The sequence below is a fragment of the Streptomyces sp. NPDC001663 genome (assembly GCF_042893105.1).
Classification (GTDB): Bacteria; Actinomycetota; Actinomycetes; order Streptomycetales; family Streptomycetaceae; genus Streptomyces.
This window is the reverse complement of the sequence record NZ_JBIAUR010000003.1, coordinates 437647-456203: the sequence shown is the minus strand read 5'-3', so window position 1 is coordinate 456203 and position 18557 is coordinate 437647. Positions and strand designations below refer to the sequence as shown.

Sequence of the window (18557 nt, the reverse complement as noted above, 5' to 3'; positions counted from 1 at the left end):
CGATCGTCTCCTTCTCTTCATGCTCCCGCTTCCAGGAGCTCTTCGACCAGCAGGCCGAGGCCCAGGAGCCGTCGGTCGGTGTTCCAGGGCGCGTCGAGCGCCACACCCACCGGGAGTCCCGGGCCCGCCGACCGGACGGGCACGGTGAGGCCGGGAAGAGCGGCGACGCTGCCGGGTCCCGTGTTGCGGATGTAGGTGGGGAAGGCCGGGCGCAGGTCACCGTCCAGCCGTACCTGCTCGGTGTCGGTGTCGATGCTTCCGGAGGGCAGGGGTGTGGTGGGGAAGAGCACGGCATGTGCTCCGGTGTCGCGGAAGATCCGCCGGTAGCCGTCCACGAGGACACGGTCGCGGACCTCGAGGGCTGCCTTGTACGCCGACTCGGTGACCGCCTGCGGGAACACGACCCGTTCCATCGTCGTGCGTACGCCGGGGTGGGTGATCCGGGCCAGGAGTTCCGCCGGTTCCGCGCCGCCCGTCGCCACGCTCAGGTACCCGGGGAGCTGCCGGGCCGCCTCGTAGAGGGTGATCGGGAATCCGGCCCGTTCCTCGGCCGTCTCGACCTCCGGCAGCCGTACCGGCACGAGCCGGACCCCGGCCGTCCTCAGGACGTCCAGGGAGTGCTCCCACACCTCGGCGGTACGCGGGTGCAGCGGCGCGGTGAAGTGGTGTTCGGGGACGGCGAGCACGACATCGCGCGGGTCGGGCGCCTCGACCGGGACGCGGTCGGCGGCGAGGACGGTGTCCAGCAGGACCAGGTCCGTGACAGTCGGGGCCATGGGGCCGATGGTGTCGCGCGTCCACGACAGCGGCGTCACTCCCCCCGCGGGGTAACGGCCCGTCGTCGGGCGAAGACCGGCGATGCCGGTGAGCGCGGCCGGGACGCGGACCGAGCCGCCGGTGTCGGTGCCCAGCCCGGCCGGGGCCAGACCGGCGGCGACGGCCGTGGCGGTGCCGCCGCTGCTTCCGCCCGCGAAACGGGCGGGGTCGGCGGGATTGCGAGCGGGGCCGTACGGGCCGCCCGCAGTGGTGGCTCCCAGGGCCAGCTCGTGCATGTTGGTCTTGCCGAGCACGATCGCGCCGGCCGCACGCAGCCGGGTGATCGCCTGCGCGTCCCGGTCCGGGACGAATCCGGCGAGCGCCTCGCAGCCCGCGGTGTTGGGGAGTCCGGCGACGTGGATGTTGTCCTTGACGGCGATCGGCAGCCCGTGCAGCGGGCCCCGACCGGGGCGGCGGTCCGCGGCCGCGGCCTCGGCGAGAGCGCGGTCGGCATCGAGGGTGACGAAGGCTCCCAGGTCGCCCGCCCGCTCCGCACGCGATAGGAGTTCTTCGGTGAGCGAGACGCTGCTGAGCGTCCCTGCGGCGAGCCTGGAGAGGGCGGTCTGCATGGGCGGACACTAAGGGCCTCGCCGCTACCGGCGAACAGGACTGTTTCGCAATGCGAGACTCCGGATGCGTTGCGGCATGGCCCGCGGCCCGGCACGCGACCACGTAAGTCCCACACCTCCCGTTATGGACATGCCGTATCTCCTCTACGTCCCTCTGCGTACAGCTGATGTTTCATTAGGGTCACCGACGGCCCAGCCGTCTCGCATATCGAATCCGTGCCCTGTCCAGGCACGGACGGCGGGCCTACGTTCGCGGCCACTTCCTCCACCCGCCGCAGCCCGCGACCTGCGGCTCAAGGCCCTCCGGAGCCCGCCATGGAACACCCCGCGATCCAGCCGTCCCGCCGTAACGTCCTCAGAGGCCTCGGAGCCACTGCCGTGGCAGCCTCCCCGATCCTGTCCGCCTGTTCCTCCGGCCTCAAGGGCTCGGGCAGTTCGACCGGCGACACCATCAAGATCGGCTACGTCAGCCCGCGCACCGGCGCCTACGCGGCCTTCGCCGAGTCCGACGCCTACATCCTCAAGCAGGTGCGTGCCTTCTTCGCCAAGGGGATCACGCACGACGGCAAGAAGTACGACGTGAAGATCCTGGACCGCGACACGGGCTCGGACCCGCAGCAGGCGGCCACCATCGCGGACGAGCTGATCTCCCAGCAGCAGGTCGACCTCGTCCTCGTCACCGCGACGCCGGACACGATCCACCCGGTGGCGGCCAAGTGCGAGAGCGAGGGCGTGCCCTGCGTCTCGACCATCGAGCCCTGGCAGGCCTGGTTCTTCGGGCGCGGCGGCACGCCGAAGAAGACCTTCAAGTACACGTTCCACTTCTTCGACGGCATCGAGCACCTGGCCAGGGTCGAGAGCGATATGTGGCGGCAGCACGACACCAACAAGAAGGTCGGCGTGCTGTGGCCGAACGACTCCGACGGCAACGCCTTCCGGGACAAGACCACCGGTTACCGCGCGCAGCCCCCGACCAAGGGCTTCACGTTCGTCGACCCGGGTTCCTACGAGCCCGGCACCAAGGACTTCTCGTCGATCATCGCGAAGTTCAAGAAGGAGGGCGTCGAGATCCTCGCCGGCGTGCCCTCGCCGCCCGACTTCTCGACGTTCTGGACGCAGGCCGCACAGCAGAACTTCACGCCCACGGTCGCCACCATCTCCAAGGCCATCCTCTTCGAGTCGTCGGTGGCCTCCCTGCCGAACAACCTCGGCAACGGGCTGTGCACGGCGAGCTGGTGGGTGCCGCAGTTCCCGTTCACCTCCACGATCACCGGTCAGACCGCCACCGCACTCGCCGACGACTACGAGAAGTCCCCGCTGGCGAAGGGCCGAACGTGGAACCAGGGGCTCGGCCCCAACCACGCGCTGTTCGAGGTGGCCAACCACGTCCTGCGCAACGCGAACCCCAAGGACCGCGAGGCCGTCGCCGCCCAGATCGCGAAGACCAGCCTCGACACCGTCCTCGGCCACCTCTCCTGGACCGGCGGCGGTCCGGCCAACCCGGTCAAGAACGTCGCCACCATCCCCATGGTCGGCACCCAGTGGATCAAGGGGAGCGGTGACGCGTACGAACTGAAGGTCGTCAGCAACAGCTTGCTGCCGATGGTCAAGCCCGACGCCAAGGCGGTAGAACTGTGACCGCTCCACTCCTCGAAGTGGACCATCTCGCCGTGCACTTCGGCGAGTTGCGGGTCCTGGAGGACGTCGAGCTGGCCGTCCCCCGCGGGCAGGCCGTCGGCATCGTCGGCCCGAACGGCGCGGGCAAGTCCACCCTGCTCAGTGCGATCTCGGGCGTCGAGCGCGCGACCGCCGGTTCCGTGCGGCTCGCGGGCCGCGATGTCACCCGCACCTCCGCGGCCGAACGATGTCGGCTCGGCGTCGGCCGCTCCTTCCAGATACCGCGCCCCTTCGGCGACCTGACCGTGTTCGAGAACGCCCTGGTCGGCGCAGAGCGGGGAGCCCGGCTGCGTGGCGGCCCCGCCCGCGAGCAGGCCCTGCGCGCGCTGGAGACCGCCGGGCTGCTCCGCCTCGCCAACAAGCCCGCCGGTTCCCTGCCGCTCCTCGGCCGCAAACGGCTGGAGCTGGCGCGGGCGCTCGCCACCGGACCCGAACTGCTTCTCCTCGACGAGATCGCGGGCGGCCTCACCGAGGCCGAGGCGGAGGAACTCGTCGCCACCGTGCTGTCCTTGAAGGAGTCCGGCATGACGATCCTGTGGATCGAGCATGTCGTCAGGGCCCTGGTCCAGGTCGTCGACCGGCTGGTCTGCCTCGCCTACGGCCGGATCCGCGTCGACGGCGACCCGCACGAGGTACTGGCCAGCGACGAGGTCGCGGAGGTCTACCTGGGAGGTACGGCAGCATGAGCACGCTTCTGCGAGTCGACTCCGTCGATGCCGGATACGGCGACTTCCAGGCCCTGTTCGGCATCGACCTCGACGTGGCCGAGGGTGAGCTGCTCGCCCTCGTCGGCGCCAACGGAGCGGGAAAATCCACCCTGTTGAAAACCATCGCGGGAGCCCTCAAGCCCTTCCGCGGCACGATCGGCCTGGCCGGCGAGGACGTCACCGCCGAGCCGGACATCCGCCGGGCCCGCAAGGGAGTCTGCCTGGTCCCGGAGGGCCGCCGGCTCTTCCCGTCGCTCACCGTCGAGGAGAACCTCCAGGTGGGCGCCGCCACCGGGCGCAAGGGCCCCTGGAACCTGGCCAAGGTGTACGAGGCGATGCCGCTCGTCGCCGACCGCCGTACCCGCAAGGCGGCCCGGCTCTCCGGCGGTGAGCAGCAGGCCGTCGCCATCGGCCGCGCGCTGATGGGCAATCCGCGTCTGCTGCTCCTCGACGAGGTCTCCCTGGGCCTGGCCCCGCTCGTCGTGGACCAGCTCTACACGGCGCTGCCCGGTATCCGTGCCGAGGGCGCGACCGTGATCCTGGTCGAACAGGACCTCAACCGCACGTTCGCCGTGGCGGACCGCATCGCGTGTGTCCTGGAGGGCCGGATCGTGCTGACCGGCACGGCGGCCGGACTCACCCGCGACCAGGTGACCGCCGCGTACTTCGGCACCGGTGCCTTCCCGGAGGTGAAGACCCCATGACCTGGCTCAACGCAATCCTGCAGGGCGTCCTGCTCGGCGGCATCTTCGCCATGGCCGCCGCGGGCCTGTCCCTCGTCTTCGGCGTGATGCGGATCGCCAACCTCGCCCACGGGGATCTGATGATCCTCGGCGGCTATGTGGCCTCGGTGACCGCGGCGCACTACGGCGTCCCGGTCCCCGTCACCATCGTCGTGTCGATGGTCGCGGTCGGCGCGCTCGGCTACCTCGTCCAACGCTCCATGCTGGACCGCGCGATGGGCATCGGCGAACTCGCCCCGATGCTGGTCACCTTCGGCATCTCGGTCATCATCCCGAACGTCCTGGTCCAGGTGTTCAGCAGCGACGCGCAGCCCCTGCCCATCGGCTCGCTCGGCACCGCGAGCATCGACCTCGGCGGTGGCCTGGCCATCGGATGGTTCCCGCTGATCACGGTCGCGGCGGCGGTAGCGGTCCTCTCCTCCCTCCACCTCTTCCTCTACCGCACCCAGCCCGGCCGGATCGTCCGGGCCACGTCCGACGACCGCGCGGTGGTCCGCCTCATGGGCGTCGACAACCGCCGCGTGTACGCCCTGACCTCGGTCATCGCCTTCGCGACGGTGGCCCTGGCCGGTGTCATGTACACGATGCGGCAGGGCGGAGTCACCCCCTTCGAGGGTCAGCTCACCGTCCTGTTCGCCTTCGAGACGGTCATCATCGGCGGTCTCGGCTCGCTGTGGGGCACGCTCGCCGGCGGTGTGGTGCTTGGTGTGGCCCAGTCCGTCGGCGCCCAGATCTCCCCGGACCTCCCCCTGCTCGCAGGGCACGTGGTCTTCCTCCTGGTCCTGGTGTTCCGTCCGCAGGGCCTGTTCGGCAGGAGTGTCCTCGCATGACCGTCCAGACAGTCCCCGCCGCCGAGGTGACCGCACTGCCGCCCGTTCACCGGGGTGGCCGCTCCACGGTCCTCGGCCTCACGGGCACGGCCGTCGTCCTGCTGGCGATGGCCGCCCTTCCCTACCTCGTCGAATCCGGCGTCACGGCCCAACTCGTCAAGCTCTGCTACCTGGTGGCCCTGGCCTCCATGTGGAACCTGCTCGCGGGGTACGCGGGCATGATGTCGATGGGCCAGCAGGCGTTCATCGGCCTGGGCGCCTACCTGCTGTTCGTCGTCAACGACCACGGCGTGAACGTCTACGCGGGCACGCTCGTCGTCTCCGCCGTGGTGGCGTTGCTCGCCTGGCCGGTGTCGTACCTCGCCTTCCGGCTGCGCGGCGGCTACTTCGCCGTCGGCACCTGGGTGATCGCCGAGGTCGTCCGCCTGATCGTGGTCCGCTTCGACTCCCTGGGAGCGGCGAGCGGACGCACCCTTTCGGACGTCACCGCCGATCCGGTGCTGCGGCGCGCCTTCACCTACTGGCTCGCGCTCGTCGTCATGGCAGCGGCCGTGCTCGGCACCTACGCCGTCCTGCGCAGCCGGCTCGGCCTGAGCCTCCAGGCCATCCGCGACGACGACACCGCCGCCGGTTCCCTCGGCGTGAACGTCACGCGAGGCAAGCGGATCATCTACATCACCGCGGCCGCCGGATGTGCCGCCGCCGGTGCGGTGATCTGCGTCAACAGCCTGGGGGTGGCGTCGCCGACGCAGATTTTCGGGGTGCAGTACTCGGCCCTGATGGTCTTCATGGTGATCATCGGCGGCATCGGCACGATCGAGGGTCCGGTCGTCGGCGCGATCACGTATTTCCTCCTCGACAAGTACTTCGCGCAGAGCGGTGTCTGGTACCTGATCGTGGTGGGCGCGGCGGCCATCGTGGTCTCGCTGTACCTGCCGCGGGGGCTGTGGGGGACGCTGGCGCACCGCACGGGATTCGCCGTTTTCCCGGTGCGCCATACGGTCCGGTTGTAGACCCGACATCAGGAAGAGGCGGCCCGGCCGATGGCTCCTCTCCCTGATGTGCGCGCCATCACCTCAAGCGATCCGGTAACCGATCACGATGTGGTTGTCCCACACCGTCATGCCATCTCACCGCGTAACGGGATTACGGATGGTGGATCCGGAGGAAGGAGAGGTCCTGCGTGGCGGGGCGGAGAGCAAACGCCACAACGCAGCCCTCCTCTGCCTTACCTGCCGCCACAGAGACGTCCTGCACGCCATGCCAAACACTGGGCAATCACCCCCAAGGTCCACACCTCCGAGGCTGCCCAGGCATCGGACTACATCATCACCATGGGATGCGGCGACGCCTGCCCGTACTTCCCCGGCAGACCTACCTCGACTGGCAGCTCGAAGACCCCGCCGGCCCGGGCGTCGAAGCCGTCCGCCCCATCCGCGACGAGATCAAGACCCTCATCGAGGGTCTCATCGTTGAGATCGACGCCAAGAAGTCGTGACCCGCATGACCGGCAGCCACCAGAGCGACGGTAAAGAAGCCGCTCCCGCCACGCCTGCCGGTCCTCTCCGGGCCGTTTCCAGTACGGACCGTTGCGCGTCCCGGCTCGGACCACACCCCCTTCGGGCGGTCCCCGTACCCACCCGGCGGCCCGGCAGAGCCGCCTACCCGAAGGCCCCCGGCAGCACTTCTGATTCCTCGTGTCCTGTCAGTGTCCCGAATCCGGCACCCAAGGTCTCGCACACGCCACCCGCGGAAACCTGCCCCATCGCTGGACCACGCCATCTGCGCAGGTCAGAGCGGTGTGAACCAACACCGACCGCAACGGATCCGAACTCACGAGCAGCGGATTCCGTCCGTTCAGGCAAAGTTGACGATCCGACACTCAAAAATGAACGTTTCCGCAGGTCAGAAGCCTGCACAGTGGGGCGGGTGGGACTCGAACCCACGGCCGACGGATTATGAGTCCGCTGCTCTAACCGGCTGAGCTACCGCCCCATAGCGGCGTGTCGCGCACATTTGTGCGCGCCGTCTGCCGCAGCATAGCCGCTCATACGATCTCCTGCTTCGTATGGTCGACTTCGCCTGCCCTTGAGGACTCCGCCCTGACCTGCACGGTTCCCGGGCACAGGTGGGGACATGAAAAAGGACCCCTTCGGGGGTCCTCGTTCAGCATGCTCCCCCGACTGGACTCGAACCAGTAACCTGCCGGTTAACAGCCGGCTGCTCTGCCAATTGAGCTACGGAGGACCGAGCTCCCCCGACTGGACTCGAACCAGTAACCTGCCGGTTAACAGCCGGCTGCTCTGCCAATTGAGCTACGGAGGAATGCCTCGTTGCATCGAACGTACCTACCTGGGTATTCGCCAGGGGGCGGGCGCTCGCTGCGACACATACATTAGCGCAAGCAGGGGGGTGCTCCGCCAATCGGTTCCCCCCGGCACCGACGCCGCACCAGAGACCGCTGCAAGGGAAGGGTGGCCGCCATGCGCTACAAGCTCACGTTCGTCGTCGGGCTGGCTCTGGGTTACGTGCTGGGCACGCGTGCCGGGCGCGAGCGTTACGAGCAGCTGAAGAAGTCCGCACGCCAGGTCGCTCAGAACCCGGCCGTCCGCAACACCGCCGAGTCGGCCGCCCAGCAGGGCCGCCAGTTCGCCGGCAAGGCGTACCACGCGGTGAGCGACAAGGTCGGCGACCGCGTGCCGGAGTCCGTGGCCCAGCGGGTGCGCTCCCTGAGGGACCGCAACACCAACGGCACGGGCGAGGACGACTGGGGTACCAGCAACACTTAGGCAACTGTGCGACCAGCCACGACCGACCCGCGCCCACGGAACCGCACACACCTCTACGGCGCGCCGCCCATAGAATTTCCGCCATGGGGATAGTCGCCGGGTTGGACAGTGCGCCCGATTTCACTCGCATCGTGGTCTGTGACACGGACACGGGCACGGTGCTCAGGCAGGGGTATGCCCCGCATCCGGTGGACGGCGATCGCCCCTCCGACGTCGACCCGCAGGCCTGGCTGCTGTCCCTCGGTGAGGCGGCCGGCGGCGGGCTCCTCGAAGGGGTTCAGGCCATCGGCGTGTCCTCGCAGCAGAACGCCGTGGTGCCGTTGGACGCGCAGGGCGGCACCGTGCGGCCCGCGATGGTCGGCGGCGACAAGCGGACGCAGGTCGCGGCGGCCGATCTGATCGACGCGCTCGGCGGCCGGGAGGCCTGGGCGCAGGCCGTGGGGTGTGTGCCGCAGGCCGCGCAGCCGGTGTCCAAGCTGCGGTGGCTCGCGAAGAACGAACCCGACGCCGCCCTGCGCACCGCGATCCTCATGCAGGCGCACGACTGGCTGGTGTGGCAGCTGCTCGGGCGGCCGGTGCGCAGGACCACCGACCGCGGCGGCGCCTCCGGCACCGGCTACTGGTCGGCGGCCACCGGCAACTACCGTTCCGATCTGGTCGAGTTGGCGCTCGGCCACCAGGCGATGCTGCCGGACGTGATCGGGCCGGCGGAGGCCGCCGGTACGACCCCCGAGGGGCTGTTGATCTCCGCCGGGACCGGCGAGACCATGGCCGCGGCCTTCGGTCTCGGCATCGGGCTCGGGGATGCCGTCGTGTCGCTCGGCGCCTCCGGGTCCGTCATGGCCGTACATCCCGAGGCGCTCGTCGACAGCACCGGGATGATCACGTCCCTCGCCGACGCGACCGGCATGCATCTGCCCGTCGTCACCACGCTGAATGCCGTACGGACCCTGCGCGGGACCGCCGAGCTGCTCGGGCTGCCGGACCTGGAGAGCCTGTCCGAGCTGGCGATGAAGTCGACGCCGGGGTCCCACGGGCTCGTGCTGCTGCCCTACTTGGAGGGTGAGCGGACGCCGAATCTGCCGCACACCGCGGGGACTCTTGCGGGCCTGCGGCGGGAGTCGATGAAGGGCGAGCATCTGGCGCGGGCCGCGTTCGAGGGGATGCTGTGCGGGCTCGCGGACGCGCTCGACGTGCTGCGCGGCCGGGGTGTCGAGGTGCGGCGGGTCTTCCTGCTGGGTGCGGCCGCCGAGCTGTCCGCGGTGCAGGCCGCGGCGCCGATGCTGTTCGGCGCGCAGGTCGTCGTGCCGCAGCCCGCGGACTACGCGGCGATCGGTGCCGCCCGGCAGGCGGCCTGGGCGCTCGGCGCGTCGCAGGGCACCGTCGACCCGCGCACCCCGCCGGCCTGGCAGGGCGCGACCGCGCAGGTCCTGGAACCCGGCGACGAACTGGCCGTGGGCCAGGCGGTGCGGCAGCAGTTCGTGTCGGTGCGGGAGCAGACGCACCCCGGGGCATTCCGGGCATAGCGAGCCGGGTGTTCCGGGCGTTCCGGGGCACAGCGGAACGTAAGGATCCGGTAGGAGCGGCACCCGGAAGGCCGTACGAAGCACTGCTGTCGGCTTAATCGGTTGAGGTAACGCGGGTGGAGTGTTCGACGATAGGAGCCTGGGGCATCAAGCCCGCCCCACCGCCGACTCCGAGAGACGTAGCGTGCTCATACGACTTCTGCGGACCTATCTCAGGCCCTACAAGAAACCCATCGCCGTACTGGTGCTGCTGCAGTTCCTGCAGACCTGCGCCACTCTCTACCTGCCCACGCTGAACGCGCACATCATCGACAAGGGTGTGGTGAAGGGCGACACCGGCTACATCCTCTCCTTCGGTGCCCTGATGATCGGCATCTCGCTGGCGCAGGTCGTGTGCAACATGGGTGCCGTCTACTACGGCGCCCGAACCGCGTCGGCGGTCGGCCGGGACGTCCGGGCCGCCGTGTTCGACCGGGTGCAGTCCTTCTCGGCGCGGGAGGTCGGGCACTTCGGGGCGCCCTCGCTGATCACCCGTACCACCAATGACGTGCAGCAGGTCCAGATGCTGGCCCTGATGACGTTCACGCTGATGGTGTCGGCGCCGATCATGTGCGTCGGCGGCATCGTCCTGGCGCTCGGGCTGGACGTGCCGCTGTCCGGGGTGCTGGTCGCCGTGGTGCCCACGCTGGGCATCTGTGTGACCTTGATCGTACGGCGGCTGCGGCCGCTGTTCCGGAAGATGCAGGTGCGTCTGGACACCGTGAACCGGGTGCTGCGCGAGCAGATCACCGGCAACCGTGTGATCAGGGCCTTCGTGCGGGACGAGTACGAGAAGGACCGGTTCCGGAAGGCCAACACCGATCTCACCGAGATGCAGCTGGCCACCGGCAACATGCTCGCGCTGATGTTCCCGATCGTCATGACGGTGGTGAACCTGTCGTCGATCGCGGTGGTGTGGTTCGGCGCCCACCGGATCGACAGCGGCGGGATGCAGATCGGTGACCTGACCGCCTTCCTCGCCTACCTCATGCAGATCGTGATGTCCGTGATGATGGCCACCTTCATGTTCATGATGGTGCCGCGCGCGGAGGTGTGCGCCGAGCGTATCGAGGAGGTGCTCGGGACCTCGTCGAGCGTCGTTCCGCCGGTGGCTCCGGTCACGGAGCTGCGCCGGCACGGGCATCTGGAGATCCGCGGTGCCGGGTTCCGCTATCCGGGCGCCGAGGAGCCGGTGCTCAAGGGCATCGACCTGGTGGCGCGGCCCGGTGAGGTGACCGCCGTCATCGGCTCGACCGGCAGCGGCAAGTCCACGCTGCTCGGGCTGGTCCCGCGGCTGTTCGACGCGACCGACGGCGAGGTGCTCGTCGACGGGACGGACGTGTCGACACTGGAGCCGAAGCTGCTGGCGAAGACGGTGGGTCTGGTGCCGCAGAAGCCGTACCTGTTCGCGGGGACGGTCGCCACCAACCTGCGGTACGGCAATCCGGACGCCACCGACGAGGAGCTGTGGCATGCGCTGGAGGTGGCGCAGGCCAAGGACTTCGTGGAGGGGCTGGAGAACGGCCTCGACTCCCCCATCGCGCAGGGCGGCACGAACGTCTCCGGCGGTCAGCGGCAGCGGCTCGCGATCGCGCGGACGCTGGTGCAGAGCCCGGAGATCTACCTCTTCGACGACTCCTTCTCCGCCCTCGACTACGCGACCGACGCGGCCCTGCGGGCGGCGCTGGCCGAGGAGACCGCGGAGGCGACCGTGGTGATCGTCGCCCAGCGGGTGGCGACCATCCGGGACGCGGACCGGATCGTCGTACTCGACGAAGGACGGGTCGTCGGGACCGGCCGGCACCACGAGTTGATGGCGGACAACGAGACCTACCGGGAGATCGTGCTCTCCCAGCTGACGGAAGCGGAGGCTGCCTGATGGCCGGGCCCATGGGTCGAATGATGGCCGGGGGCGGCCCCGACCAGCGCTCGATGGACTTCAAGGTGTCGGGCAGGCGCCTGGTCGCCCAGTTCAAGCCGGAACGTCTGACCATCTGCGTGCTGCTGTTCTGCGTCGTCGTGAGCGTCGGCCTGAACGTGATCGGGCCGAAGATCCTCGGCAAGGCGACCGACCTGGTCTTCGCCGGGATCGTCGGGCGGCAGATGCCGTCCGGGGCGACGAAGGAGCAGGTCCTCGCCTCCATGCGGGAGCGGGGGCAGGGTCAGGTCGCCGACATGCTGCGCAGCACCGACTTCACGCCGGGCAAGGGCATCGACTTCGGCGCGGTGGGGAACGTACTGCTGCTCGCGCTGTGCACCTTCTTCGTCGCCGGTCTGCTGATGGCGGTGGCGACCCGGATGGTGAACCGGGCCGTCAACCGGACCATGTACCGGCTGCGCGAGGACGTGCAGGCGAAGCTGTCGCGGCTGCCGCTGTCGTACTTCGACAAGCGGCAGCGCGGTGAGGTGCTGTCCCGGGCCACGAACGACATCGACAACATCGGCCAGACGCTGCAGCAGTCGATGGGCCAGCTCATCAACTCGGTGCTGACGATCATCGGTGTGCTGGCGGTGATGTTCTGGGTGTCGTGGCTGCTCGCGCTCGTGGCGCTGGTGACCGTGCCGCTGTCGTTCGTCGTGGCGACGCGGGTCGGCAAGCGGTCGCAGCCGCACTTCGTGCAGCAGTGGCGCACCACCGGCAAGCTCAACGCCCACATCGAGGAGATGTACACCGGGCACACCCTGGTGAAGGTGTTCGGGCGGCAGGAGGAGTCGGCGAAGCAGTTCGCGGAGCAGAACGACGCGCTGTACGAGGCCGGGTTCAAGGCGCAGTTCAACAGCGGGGTCATGCAGCCGCTGATGATGTTCGTGTCGAACATCAACTACGTGCTGGTGGCGGTCGTCGGCGGGCTGCGGGTCGCGTCCGGTGCGCTGTCGATCGGTGATGTGCAGGCCTTCATCCAGTACTCGCGGCAGTTCTCCATGCCGCTGACGCAGGTCGCGTCGATGGCGAACCTGGTGCAGTCGGGTGTCGCCTCGGCCGAGCGGATCTTCGAACTCCTGGACGCGGAGGAGCAGGAGGCGGATCCGATGCCGGGCGTCAAGCCCGAGGAGCTGCGCGGGCTGGTGGAGCTGCAGAACATCTCCTTCCGCTACGACCCCGAGAAGCCGCTGATCGAGAACCTGTCCCTGAAGGCCGAACCGGGCCACACGGTCGCGATCGTCGGCCCGACCGGAGCGGGAAAGACCACCCTGGTCAATCTCCTCATGCGGTTCTACGAGGTCTCCGGCGGGCGGATCACCCTCGACGGCGTCGACATCGCGACCATGTCCCGGGACGAACTCCGGGCCGGGATCGGCATGGTGCTGCAGGACACCTGGCTGTTCGGCGGCACGATCGCGGAGAACATCGCGTACGGCGCCTCGCGGGACGTCACCCGGGGCGAGATCGAGGAGGCGGCGCGGGCCGCACACGCCGACCGGTTCGTCCGGACCCTGCCCGACGGCTACGACACCGTGATCGACGACGAGGGCACGGGTGTGAGCGCCGGTGAGAAGCAGCTCATCACCATCGCGCGGGCGTTCCTGTCCGACCCGACGATCCTGGTGCTCGACGAGGCGACCTCGTCCGTCGACACCCGGACCGAGGTGCTGATCCAGAAGGCGATGGCCAAACTCGCGCACGGGCGCACGTCGTTCGTGATCGCGCACCGGCTGTCGACCATCCGGGACGCGGACACGATCCTCGTCATGGAGAACGGCTCGATCGTCGAACAGGGCGCGCACACAGACCTGTTGGCGGCCGAGGGGGCGTATGCGCGGCTGTACAAGGCGCAGTTCGCGCAAGCCGTGGCCGAGGTCGACTAGCCGCACGGGCAGTTGACGCCAGGGGGCCGCTCACCTTCGTGTGAGCGGCCCCTTCTCAGTCCAGGTAACCCCTCAGCTGGTCCGCGAAGGCGTGGTCGCGCAGCTTGTTGAGGGTCTTCGACTCGATCTGCCTTATCCGTTCCCGGGTCACGCCGAAGATGCGGCCTATCTCCTCGAGGGTGCGCGGGCGGCCGTCGACCAGGCCGTAGCGGAGCTGGACCACCTTGCGTTCGCGTTCGCCGAGAGTGGAGAGCACTGCCTCGAGGTGCTCCCGGAGCAGCAGGAACGCCGCCGACTCCACGGGGCTCGTCGCGTCGCCGTCCTCGATGAGGTCGCCGAGGGCGACGTCGTCCTCCTCGCCCACCGGGGCGTGCAGGGACACCGGTTCCTGGGCCAGCCGCAGGACCTCGCTGACGCGCTCGGGCGCGAGGTCGAGGTGGGCGGCGACCTCTTCCGGGGTCGGCTCGTAGCCCCGCTCCTGCAGCATGCGGCGCTGGACGCGGACGACACGGTTGATCAACTCGACGACGTGGACCGGGACCCGGATGGTCCGGGCCTGGTCGGCGAGAGCCCGGGACATGGCCTGGCGGATCCACCAGGTGGCGTACGTCGAGAACTTGTACCCGCGGGCGTAGTCGAACTTCTCGACGGCCCTGATGAGTCCGAGGTTGCCCTCCTGGACCAGGTCGAGCATGGTCAGCCCGCGGCCGACGTACCGCTTCGCGACGGACACCACGAGCCGCAGATTCGCCTCGATGAGGCGGCGCTTGGCCATGCGGCCCATGACGACCAGGCGGTCCAGGTCCAGGGCGAGCTGGCTGTCCAGGTCGGGCGCGGTGCTGAGCCTCTCCTCGGCGAACAGGCCGGCCTCGACGCGGCGGGCGAGTTCGACCTCTTCGGCCGCGGTGAGCAGGGGGATGCGGCCGATCTCGCGCAGGTACTGGCGGAACAGGTCCGAGGACGGGCCGCTGCTGTCGGCGCGGGCGCGCTCAGCGGCGCGGGTCTCCACCGGCTCGGGGGCCTCCGCGGCCTCCAGGGCCTCGGCGGGCGGTTCGGCGGGCTCGGGAGGGCCCGCCTCCGGTTCTGCTTCGGGGTGGTGCACGACACGGCTCTGCGGGGGGACCGCGACGAGAACGTCGGTCTCGTCGTCCGGCTCCGTGTCCGTACTGTTGTCGGTCTGTGTGAGGGTCTGGGTCTGCACGGGGGCGACCTCCAGGATGATCGCTGCAGAGGTGTGCGGCAGCGGTACTTCGGGGGCGGAGTCTGCGGCCACGCCGCTGTCCGTCCCGTACGCGATGAGCGGAACCGCGGGGGTGTGGGACCCGTGTGGGACGGATCGGCCGCGCTCCGAGGACTCAGGCACCGGACCCAGTGTGGAGTACGACACATCGCCGCCACGAGGGGCGTGCGGTGACTTTTTGCAATCGGGCCGTGACCGGGTGGTTACCCTCGTGGAAACCTGGATGCCTGTGCCCGCCCTGATCTGGCACGATCCCCGCGTGTCCGCATCCTTGTACGAAACCCATGTGACGGTTCGCTGTGTCGGCGCAACCGAGTCGGAGCGGCTGCGCCGGTGGGCGGCCGCCGCGGGTCTCAAGCTGACGCACATCGTGCTGGCCCGGGGTCGGATGCGCGACCAGCCGATGCTCACCCTTTCGGGTGCCCGGTCCTACGCCGCCGAATCGGATCGGGCGCGCGAAGTGCTGGCGCGGTTGCGGGCGGACGGCTTCGAGCCGGTGCGGGTGAAGATCGAGTCGACGCCGTGGGCCCCGGAGGTGCCGCGTCGGCCGTGCGACGGCGAGCGGTACTTCGAGCACCACCTGAAGCTGCGGCTCGGCGCGGAGACCGACCTGGCCGACCTGACGGCACGGGTCGTACGGCACGGCGCGCATGTGTCGTGGAACGCGCGGCGGGTGCGGGACGGCGGGCGACACGAGCGGTTCGTGACCCAGCGGTGCCGCGGGGTGGACGCCGAGGGGGCGGGGCGGGCGCTGGACGCTCTGCTGACGGAGCTGGCCGGGTTCGAAGTGGTGGGTGTGGAGCGGGAGTTCGTGCTTCACGACAGTGATGTGTCGGTGGATGACGGGTGGATCGAGGAGACGGTGGGCATGCAGGGGGTGCGGGGATGACCGGGCCGTCGTGGCAGGACTGGAACTGGTCGGGCGGCGAGTCGCCGCGCGAGGAGCTGGACGACCGGGCGCGCCTGGGCCAGCGACTCCCGCGCACGCTGCGGACCGTGCCGGGCGAGGAGGTGGCACAGCGTCTGATCTTCGACCCGGCCATGAAGCAGTACCCGAACGCCTACCGCGCCGCCGACCCCAGGTTCGCCGACCCCGCGAAGGGCGAGGCGTGGCGCGCGGCCCGGCGCCGGGCCCTGGAGCTTGTCCTCGCCGCGATCGGCGGCTCCGAGTGGGTCGACGCACTGGTGCTGCGCGGCAGCATGCTGATGTCGGCGTGGTTCGGCGGGGCCGCCCGCGAGCCCGGTGACCTGGACTTCGTTGTCGTACCTCACACATGGAACATCGACGACGGGCCCAGTCGCGGGATGCTCGACGGGATCGCGCGGGCCGCCGAGGCGCGGTCCGAGGAGAGCGGATCGGGTGTCGTCGTCTCGGTGGAGGGCTCGGCGGTGGAGGACATCTGGACCTACGAGCGGGTGCCCGGCCGCCGCATGGTGCTGCCCTGGTCCGCGCCCGGGCTGCCCGGCGGGCACGTCCAGCTCGACTTCGTCTTCAACGAGCGGCTTCCCGCCGAGCCGGAGCCGGTACGGCTGCCGGGCGGGGCGATCGTGCGGGCCGCGACGCCCGAACTCTCGCTCGCCTGGAAGGTGTTGTGGATCACCTGCGACATGTACGCACAGGGCAAGGACCTGTACGACGCCGTGCTCCTGGCCGAGCGGTACCCGCTCTCCTACGAGCTGCTGCACGAGGTGTTCCGCCTGGCGGACGAATGGCCGAACTCCTACCGCGAGAACCTCCTCCCGGAGGACCTGGTGGAGGCGCTCATCCACGTCGAGTGGAACCACTTCGCCGACGAGTATCCGCAGTTCGGCGGCAAGGAGCGGGAGTACGCGGAGCGGTTGGTGCAGGCCGTGGCGCCGACCTTCGCCGGACGCTCAGAGGGCGCCGGCCCCGTGCTCCCGTAGCGCCTGGTCGTACTGCTGGAGCACCCACAACTCGTTCTGTACGGCGGCCAGCTGGGCCGGGTCGCCGCCCGCGGAGAGGCGGGTCATCTGGGACTGGATGTCGCGGATGCGGCGTTCCACGGCGCGGCGGCGGACGGTGACGAGCTGCTCGCCCGCGTAGTTCTCGTCGACCGTGCGGCGCATGATCGCCTCGACGGCCAGTTCCGTGACCATCGCGCGGACCCCGTCGTCCGGGGCGGCCTCGCGGACGCGGACCAGGTAGTCCTGTGCGTCCTGGACGCCGTACTCCGCGCCGCCCGCCTCCATGACCGCCTGGCGTACGGCGGCGTAGGGTGCGGCGGTGAATTCGTCCAGGCCGTAGGCGTCGAAGGCCGGGGAGACCAACTCGGGGCGCTGGAGGGCGAGTTTGAGCAGTTCACGCTCGGTGGCGTAGACGGGGTTGCGGAGGTTGAGCGCCGGGCCGGACGGGCCGGAGGGGCGGGGTGTGGCGTCGTACGGCTGGGAGCCTCGGGCCGGGGCCGGACCCTTGCCACCGCGGTCGCGCGCCCAACGGGCCAGCTGGGCAACGCGCTTGACCACGAACTGTGTGTCCAGGATGCCCAGCATGCCCGCGAGCTGGACGGCGACCTCGTGCTGGGCACCGCTGTTCTTGATGCGGGCGACGATGGGGGCCGCCTCGTCCAGGGCGGCGGCTCGGCCCGCGGGGGTGTCGAGGTCGTAGCGGACGACGATCTGGCGGAGGGCGAACTCGAAGAGGGGCGTGCGGGGTTCGACCAGGTCGGACACCGCCTCGTCGCCCTTCGCCAGGCGGAGTTCGCAGGGGTCCATGCCGTCCGGCGCGATCGCGATGTAGGTCTCGGCGGCGAACTTCTGGTCGTCCTCGAAGGCGCGCAGGGCCGCCTTCTGGCCGGCCGCGTCGCCGTCGAAGGTGAAGATCACGCGCGCGCTGCCGTTGTCCATCAGCAGCCGCCGGAGGATCTTGATGTGGTCGCCGCCGAAGGCCGTGCCGCAGGTCGCGATCGCGGTCGTGACACCGGCCAGGTGGCAGGCCATCACGTCCGTGTAGCCCTCGACGACGACCGCGCGGGACGCCTTCGCGATGTCCTTCTTCGCGAGGTCGATGCCGTACAGGACCTGGGACTTCCGGTAGATCGCCGTGTCGGGGGTGTTGAGGTACTTGGGGCCGTTGTCCGCCTCGTAGAGCTTGCGGGCGCCGAAGCCGACGACGTCGCCGCCGATGTCGCGGATCGGCCACATCAGACGGCCACGGAAGCGGTCGATGGGACCGCGGCGGCCCTCCTGGGAGAGGCCGGAGAGGAGGAGCTCCTTGTCGGTGAAGCCCTTGCCGCGCAGGTAGCGGGTGAGGTGGTCCCAGCCCTGGGGGCTGTAGCCGACGGAGAAGTGCTCGGCGGCGGACTGGTCGAAGCCGCGCTCGGCCAGGAACTTGCGGCCGGTGTCGGCCTCGGCGCTGGTGGCCAGCTGTTCCATGTACCAGTCGGCGGCGATCTTGTGGGCCTCGACCAGGCGGATGCGCTCGCCGCGCTGGTGGGCGGGGTTGTAGCCGCCCTCCTCGTAGCGCAGGGTGATGCCGGCCTGGCCGGCCAGGCGCTCGACCGCCTCGGAGAAGGTGAGGTGGTCGACCTTCATCACGAACGTGATGGTGTCGCCGCCCTCCTGGCAGCCGAAGCAGTGGAAGAGTCCCTTGCTCGGACTGACCTGGAAGGACGGCGACTTCTCGTCGTGGAACGGGCACAGGCCCTTGAGGTTGCCCCCGCCCGCGTTCCGCAGCTGGAGGTACTCGGACACCACGGCGTCGATCGGGACCGCGTCCCGTACCGCCTTCACGTCCTCGTCGTTGATCCGTCCTGCCACGCGTGAATTCTACGGGGACGGACTGACAGCAGTGACG

At 69.8% G+C, this 18557-nt stretch carries 14 protein-coding genes, 3 tRNA genes and 1 pseudogene; 12 read left to right on the top strand and 6 right to left on the bottom strand.

Annotated features, from left to right (window positions below):
- Window positions 1-17 precede the first annotated feature (17 nt).
- Window positions 18-1385, bottom strand: coding sequence for an amidase family protein (locus tag ACFY1L_RS12575; protein ID WP_388822271.1), 1368 nt, complete (start codon window positions 1383-1385; stop codon window positions 18-20).
- A gap of 315 nt (window positions 1386-1700) precedes the next feature.
- On the opposite strand from ACFY1L_RS12575, the gene ACFY1L_RS12570 reads away from it, so the two are divergent.
- The 6 genes and pseudogenes from ACFY1L_RS12570 to ACFY1L_RS12545 form a co-directional block, all read left to right on the top strand.
- Window positions 1701-3023 (top strand): ABC transporter substrate-binding protein, encoded by a 1323-nt coding sequence (locus ACFY1L_RS12570; RefSeq protein ID WP_388822268.1) that lies wholly within the window; start codon window positions 1701-1703, stop codon window positions 3021-3023.
- Window positions 3020-3748 (top strand): ABC transporter ATP-binding protein, encoded by a 729-nt coding sequence (locus ACFY1L_RS12565; protein ID WP_388822265.1) that lies wholly within the window; start codon window positions 3020-3022, stop codon window positions 3746-3748. Before ACFY1L_RS12570 ends, ACFY1L_RS12565 begins: the two co-directional genes overlap by 4 nt.
- Window positions 3745-4473 (top strand): ABC transporter ATP-binding protein, encoded by a 729-nt coding sequence (locus tag ACFY1L_RS12560; RefSeq protein ID WP_055636459.1) that lies wholly within the window; start codon window positions 3745-3747, stop codon window positions 4471-4473. The genes ACFY1L_RS12565 and ACFY1L_RS12560 overlap by 4 nt, the downstream gene beginning before the upstream one ends.
- Window positions 4470-5342, top strand: coding sequence for a branched-chain amino acid ABC transporter permease (locus ACFY1L_RS12555; protein WP_388822261.1), 873 nt, complete (start codon window positions 4470-4472; stop codon window positions 5340-5342). The genes ACFY1L_RS12560 and ACFY1L_RS12555 overlap by 4 nt, the downstream gene beginning before the upstream one ends.
- Window positions 5339-6355: a branched-chain amino acid ABC transporter permease gene (locus tag ACFY1L_RS12550; protein ID WP_388822258.1), complete on the top strand. Its 1017-nt coding sequence runs from the start codon at window positions 5339-5341 to the stop codon at window positions 6353-6355. The genes ACFY1L_RS12555 and ACFY1L_RS12550 overlap by 4 nt, the downstream gene beginning before the upstream one ends.
- Window positions 6356-6625: 270 nt before the next feature.
- Window positions 6626-6840, top strand: a pseudogene (locus ACFY1L_RS12545) (phosphotyrosine protein phosphatase); the annotation flags it as partial.
- A 423-nt stretch (window positions 6841-7263) separates the two neighbouring features.
- Here the strand turns inward: ACFY1L_RS12545 and ACFY1L_RS12540 are convergent.
- The 3 genes from ACFY1L_RS12540 to ACFY1L_RS12530 form a co-directional block, all read right to left on the bottom strand.
- Window positions 7264-7337 (bottom strand) — tRNA-Ile (locus ACFY1L_RS12540).
- Window positions 7338-7516: 179 nt separating this feature from the next.
- A tRNA-Asn gene (locus ACFY1L_RS12535) sits at window positions 7517-7589 on the bottom strand.
- Between the two features lie 5 nt (window positions 7590-7594).
- A tRNA-Asn gene (locus ACFY1L_RS12530) sits at window positions 7595-7667 on the bottom strand.
- Between the two features lie 158 nt (window positions 7668-7825).
- Between ACFY1L_RS12530 and ACFY1L_RS12525 the strand changes: the two genes are divergently transcribed.
- From ACFY1L_RS12525 to ACFY1L_RS12510, 4 genes are all read left to right on the top strand, one after another.
- Window positions 7826-8131: a YtxH domain-containing protein gene (locus tag ACFY1L_RS12525; RefSeq protein WP_388822255.1), complete on the top strand. Its 306-nt coding sequence runs from the start codon at window positions 7826-7828 to the stop codon at window positions 8129-8131.
- An 83-nt stretch (window positions 8132-8214) separates the two neighbouring features.
- Window positions 8215-9657, top strand: coding sequence for an FGGY family carbohydrate kinase (locus ACFY1L_RS12520; RefSeq protein WP_388822252.1), 1443 nt, complete (start codon window positions 8215-8217; stop codon window positions 9655-9657).
- A 184-nt stretch (window positions 9658-9841) separates the two neighbouring features.
- The gene (locus ACFY1L_RS12515) at window positions 9842-11575 is read left to right on the top strand and encodes an ABC transporter ATP-binding protein (protein ID WP_388822249.1); all 1734 of its coding nucleotides are present in this window, start codon (window positions 9842-9844) and stop codon (window positions 11573-11575) included.
- Complete coding sequence (locus ACFY1L_RS12510; RefSeq protein WP_388822247.1) at window positions 11575-13503, top strand: ABC transporter ATP-binding protein; 1929 nt, start codon at window positions 11575-11577, stop codon at window positions 13501-13503. The genes ACFY1L_RS12515 and ACFY1L_RS12510 overlap by 1 nt, the downstream gene beginning before the upstream one ends.
- Window positions 13504-13558: 55 nt before the next feature.
- On the opposite strand, the gene ACFY1L_RS12505 is transcribed toward ACFY1L_RS12510, so the two are convergent.
- Complete coding sequence (locus ACFY1L_RS12505; RefSeq protein WP_388822244.1) at window positions 13559-14866, bottom strand: RNA polymerase sigma factor; 1308 nt, start codon at window positions 14864-14866, stop codon at window positions 13559-13561.
- Window positions 14867-14966: 100 nt separating this feature from the next.
- On the opposite strand from ACFY1L_RS12505, the gene ACFY1L_RS12500 reads away from it, so the two are divergent.
- Both ACFY1L_RS12500 and ACFY1L_RS12495 read left to right on the top strand, forming a co-directional pair.
- Complete coding sequence (locus tag ACFY1L_RS12500) at window positions 14967-15632, top strand: hypothetical protein (RefSeq protein WP_388822241.1); 666 nt, start codon at window positions 14967-14969, stop codon at window positions 15630-15632.
- Entirely contained in the window at window positions 15629-16648 is a 1020-nt protein-coding gene (locus tag ACFY1L_RS12495; RefSeq protein ID WP_388822239.1) for a nucleotidyl transferase AbiEii/AbiGii toxin family protein, read from the top strand. The genes ACFY1L_RS12500 and ACFY1L_RS12495 overlap by 4 nt, the downstream gene beginning before the upstream one ends.
- Here the strand turns inward: ACFY1L_RS12495 and dnaG are convergent.
- Window positions 16619-18520: a DNA primase gene (gene dnaG, locus ACFY1L_RS12490; RefSeq protein ID WP_388822236.1), complete on the bottom strand. Its 1902-nt coding sequence runs from the start codon at window positions 18518-18520 to the stop codon at window positions 16619-16621. The two genes, ACFY1L_RS12495 and dnaG, sit on opposite strands and share 30 nt — an antisense overlap.
- Window positions 18521-18557: the final 37 nt, after the last annotated feature.

Coding starts and splice junctions, on each gene's coding strand:
- ACFY1L_RS12575 (WP_388822271.1), bottom strand. CDS start 1,385: ATGCAGACCGCCCTCTCCAGGCTCGCCGCAGGGACGCTCAGCAGCGTC.
- ACFY1L_RS12570 (WP_388822268.1), top strand. CDS start 1,701: ATGGAACACCCCGCGATCCAGCCGTCCCGCCGTAACGTCCTCAGAGGC.
- ACFY1L_RS12560 (WP_055636459.1), top strand. CDS start 3,745: ATGAGCACGCTTCTGCGAGTCGACTCCGTCGATGCCGGATACGGCGAC.
- ACFY1L_RS12555 (WP_388822261.1), top strand. CDS start 4,470: ATGACCTGGCTCAACGCAATCCTGCAGGGCGTCCTGCTCGGCGGCATC.
- ACFY1L_RS12550 (WP_388822258.1), top strand. CDS start 5,339: ATGACCGTCCAGACAGTCCCCGCCGCCGAGGTGACCGCACTGCCGCCC.
- ACFY1L_RS12525 (WP_388822255.1), top strand. CDS start 7,826: ATGCGCTACAAGCTCACGTTCGTCGTCGGGCTGGCTCTGGGTTACGTG.
- ACFY1L_RS12520 (WP_388822252.1), top strand. CDS start 8,215: ATGGGGATAGTCGCCGGGTTGGACAGTGCGCCCGATTTCACTCGCATC.
- ACFY1L_RS12510 (WP_388822247.1), top strand. CDS start 11,575: ATGGCCGGGCCCATGGGTCGAATGATGGCCGGGGGCGGCCCCGACCAG.
- ACFY1L_RS12500 (WP_388822241.1), top strand. CDS start 14,967: ATGCCTGTGCCCGCCCTGATCTGGCACGATCCCCGCGTGTCCGCATCC.
- ACFY1L_RS12495 (WP_388822239.1), top strand. CDS start 15,629: ATGACCGGGCCGTCGTGGCAGGACTGGAACTGGTCGGGCGGCGAGTCG.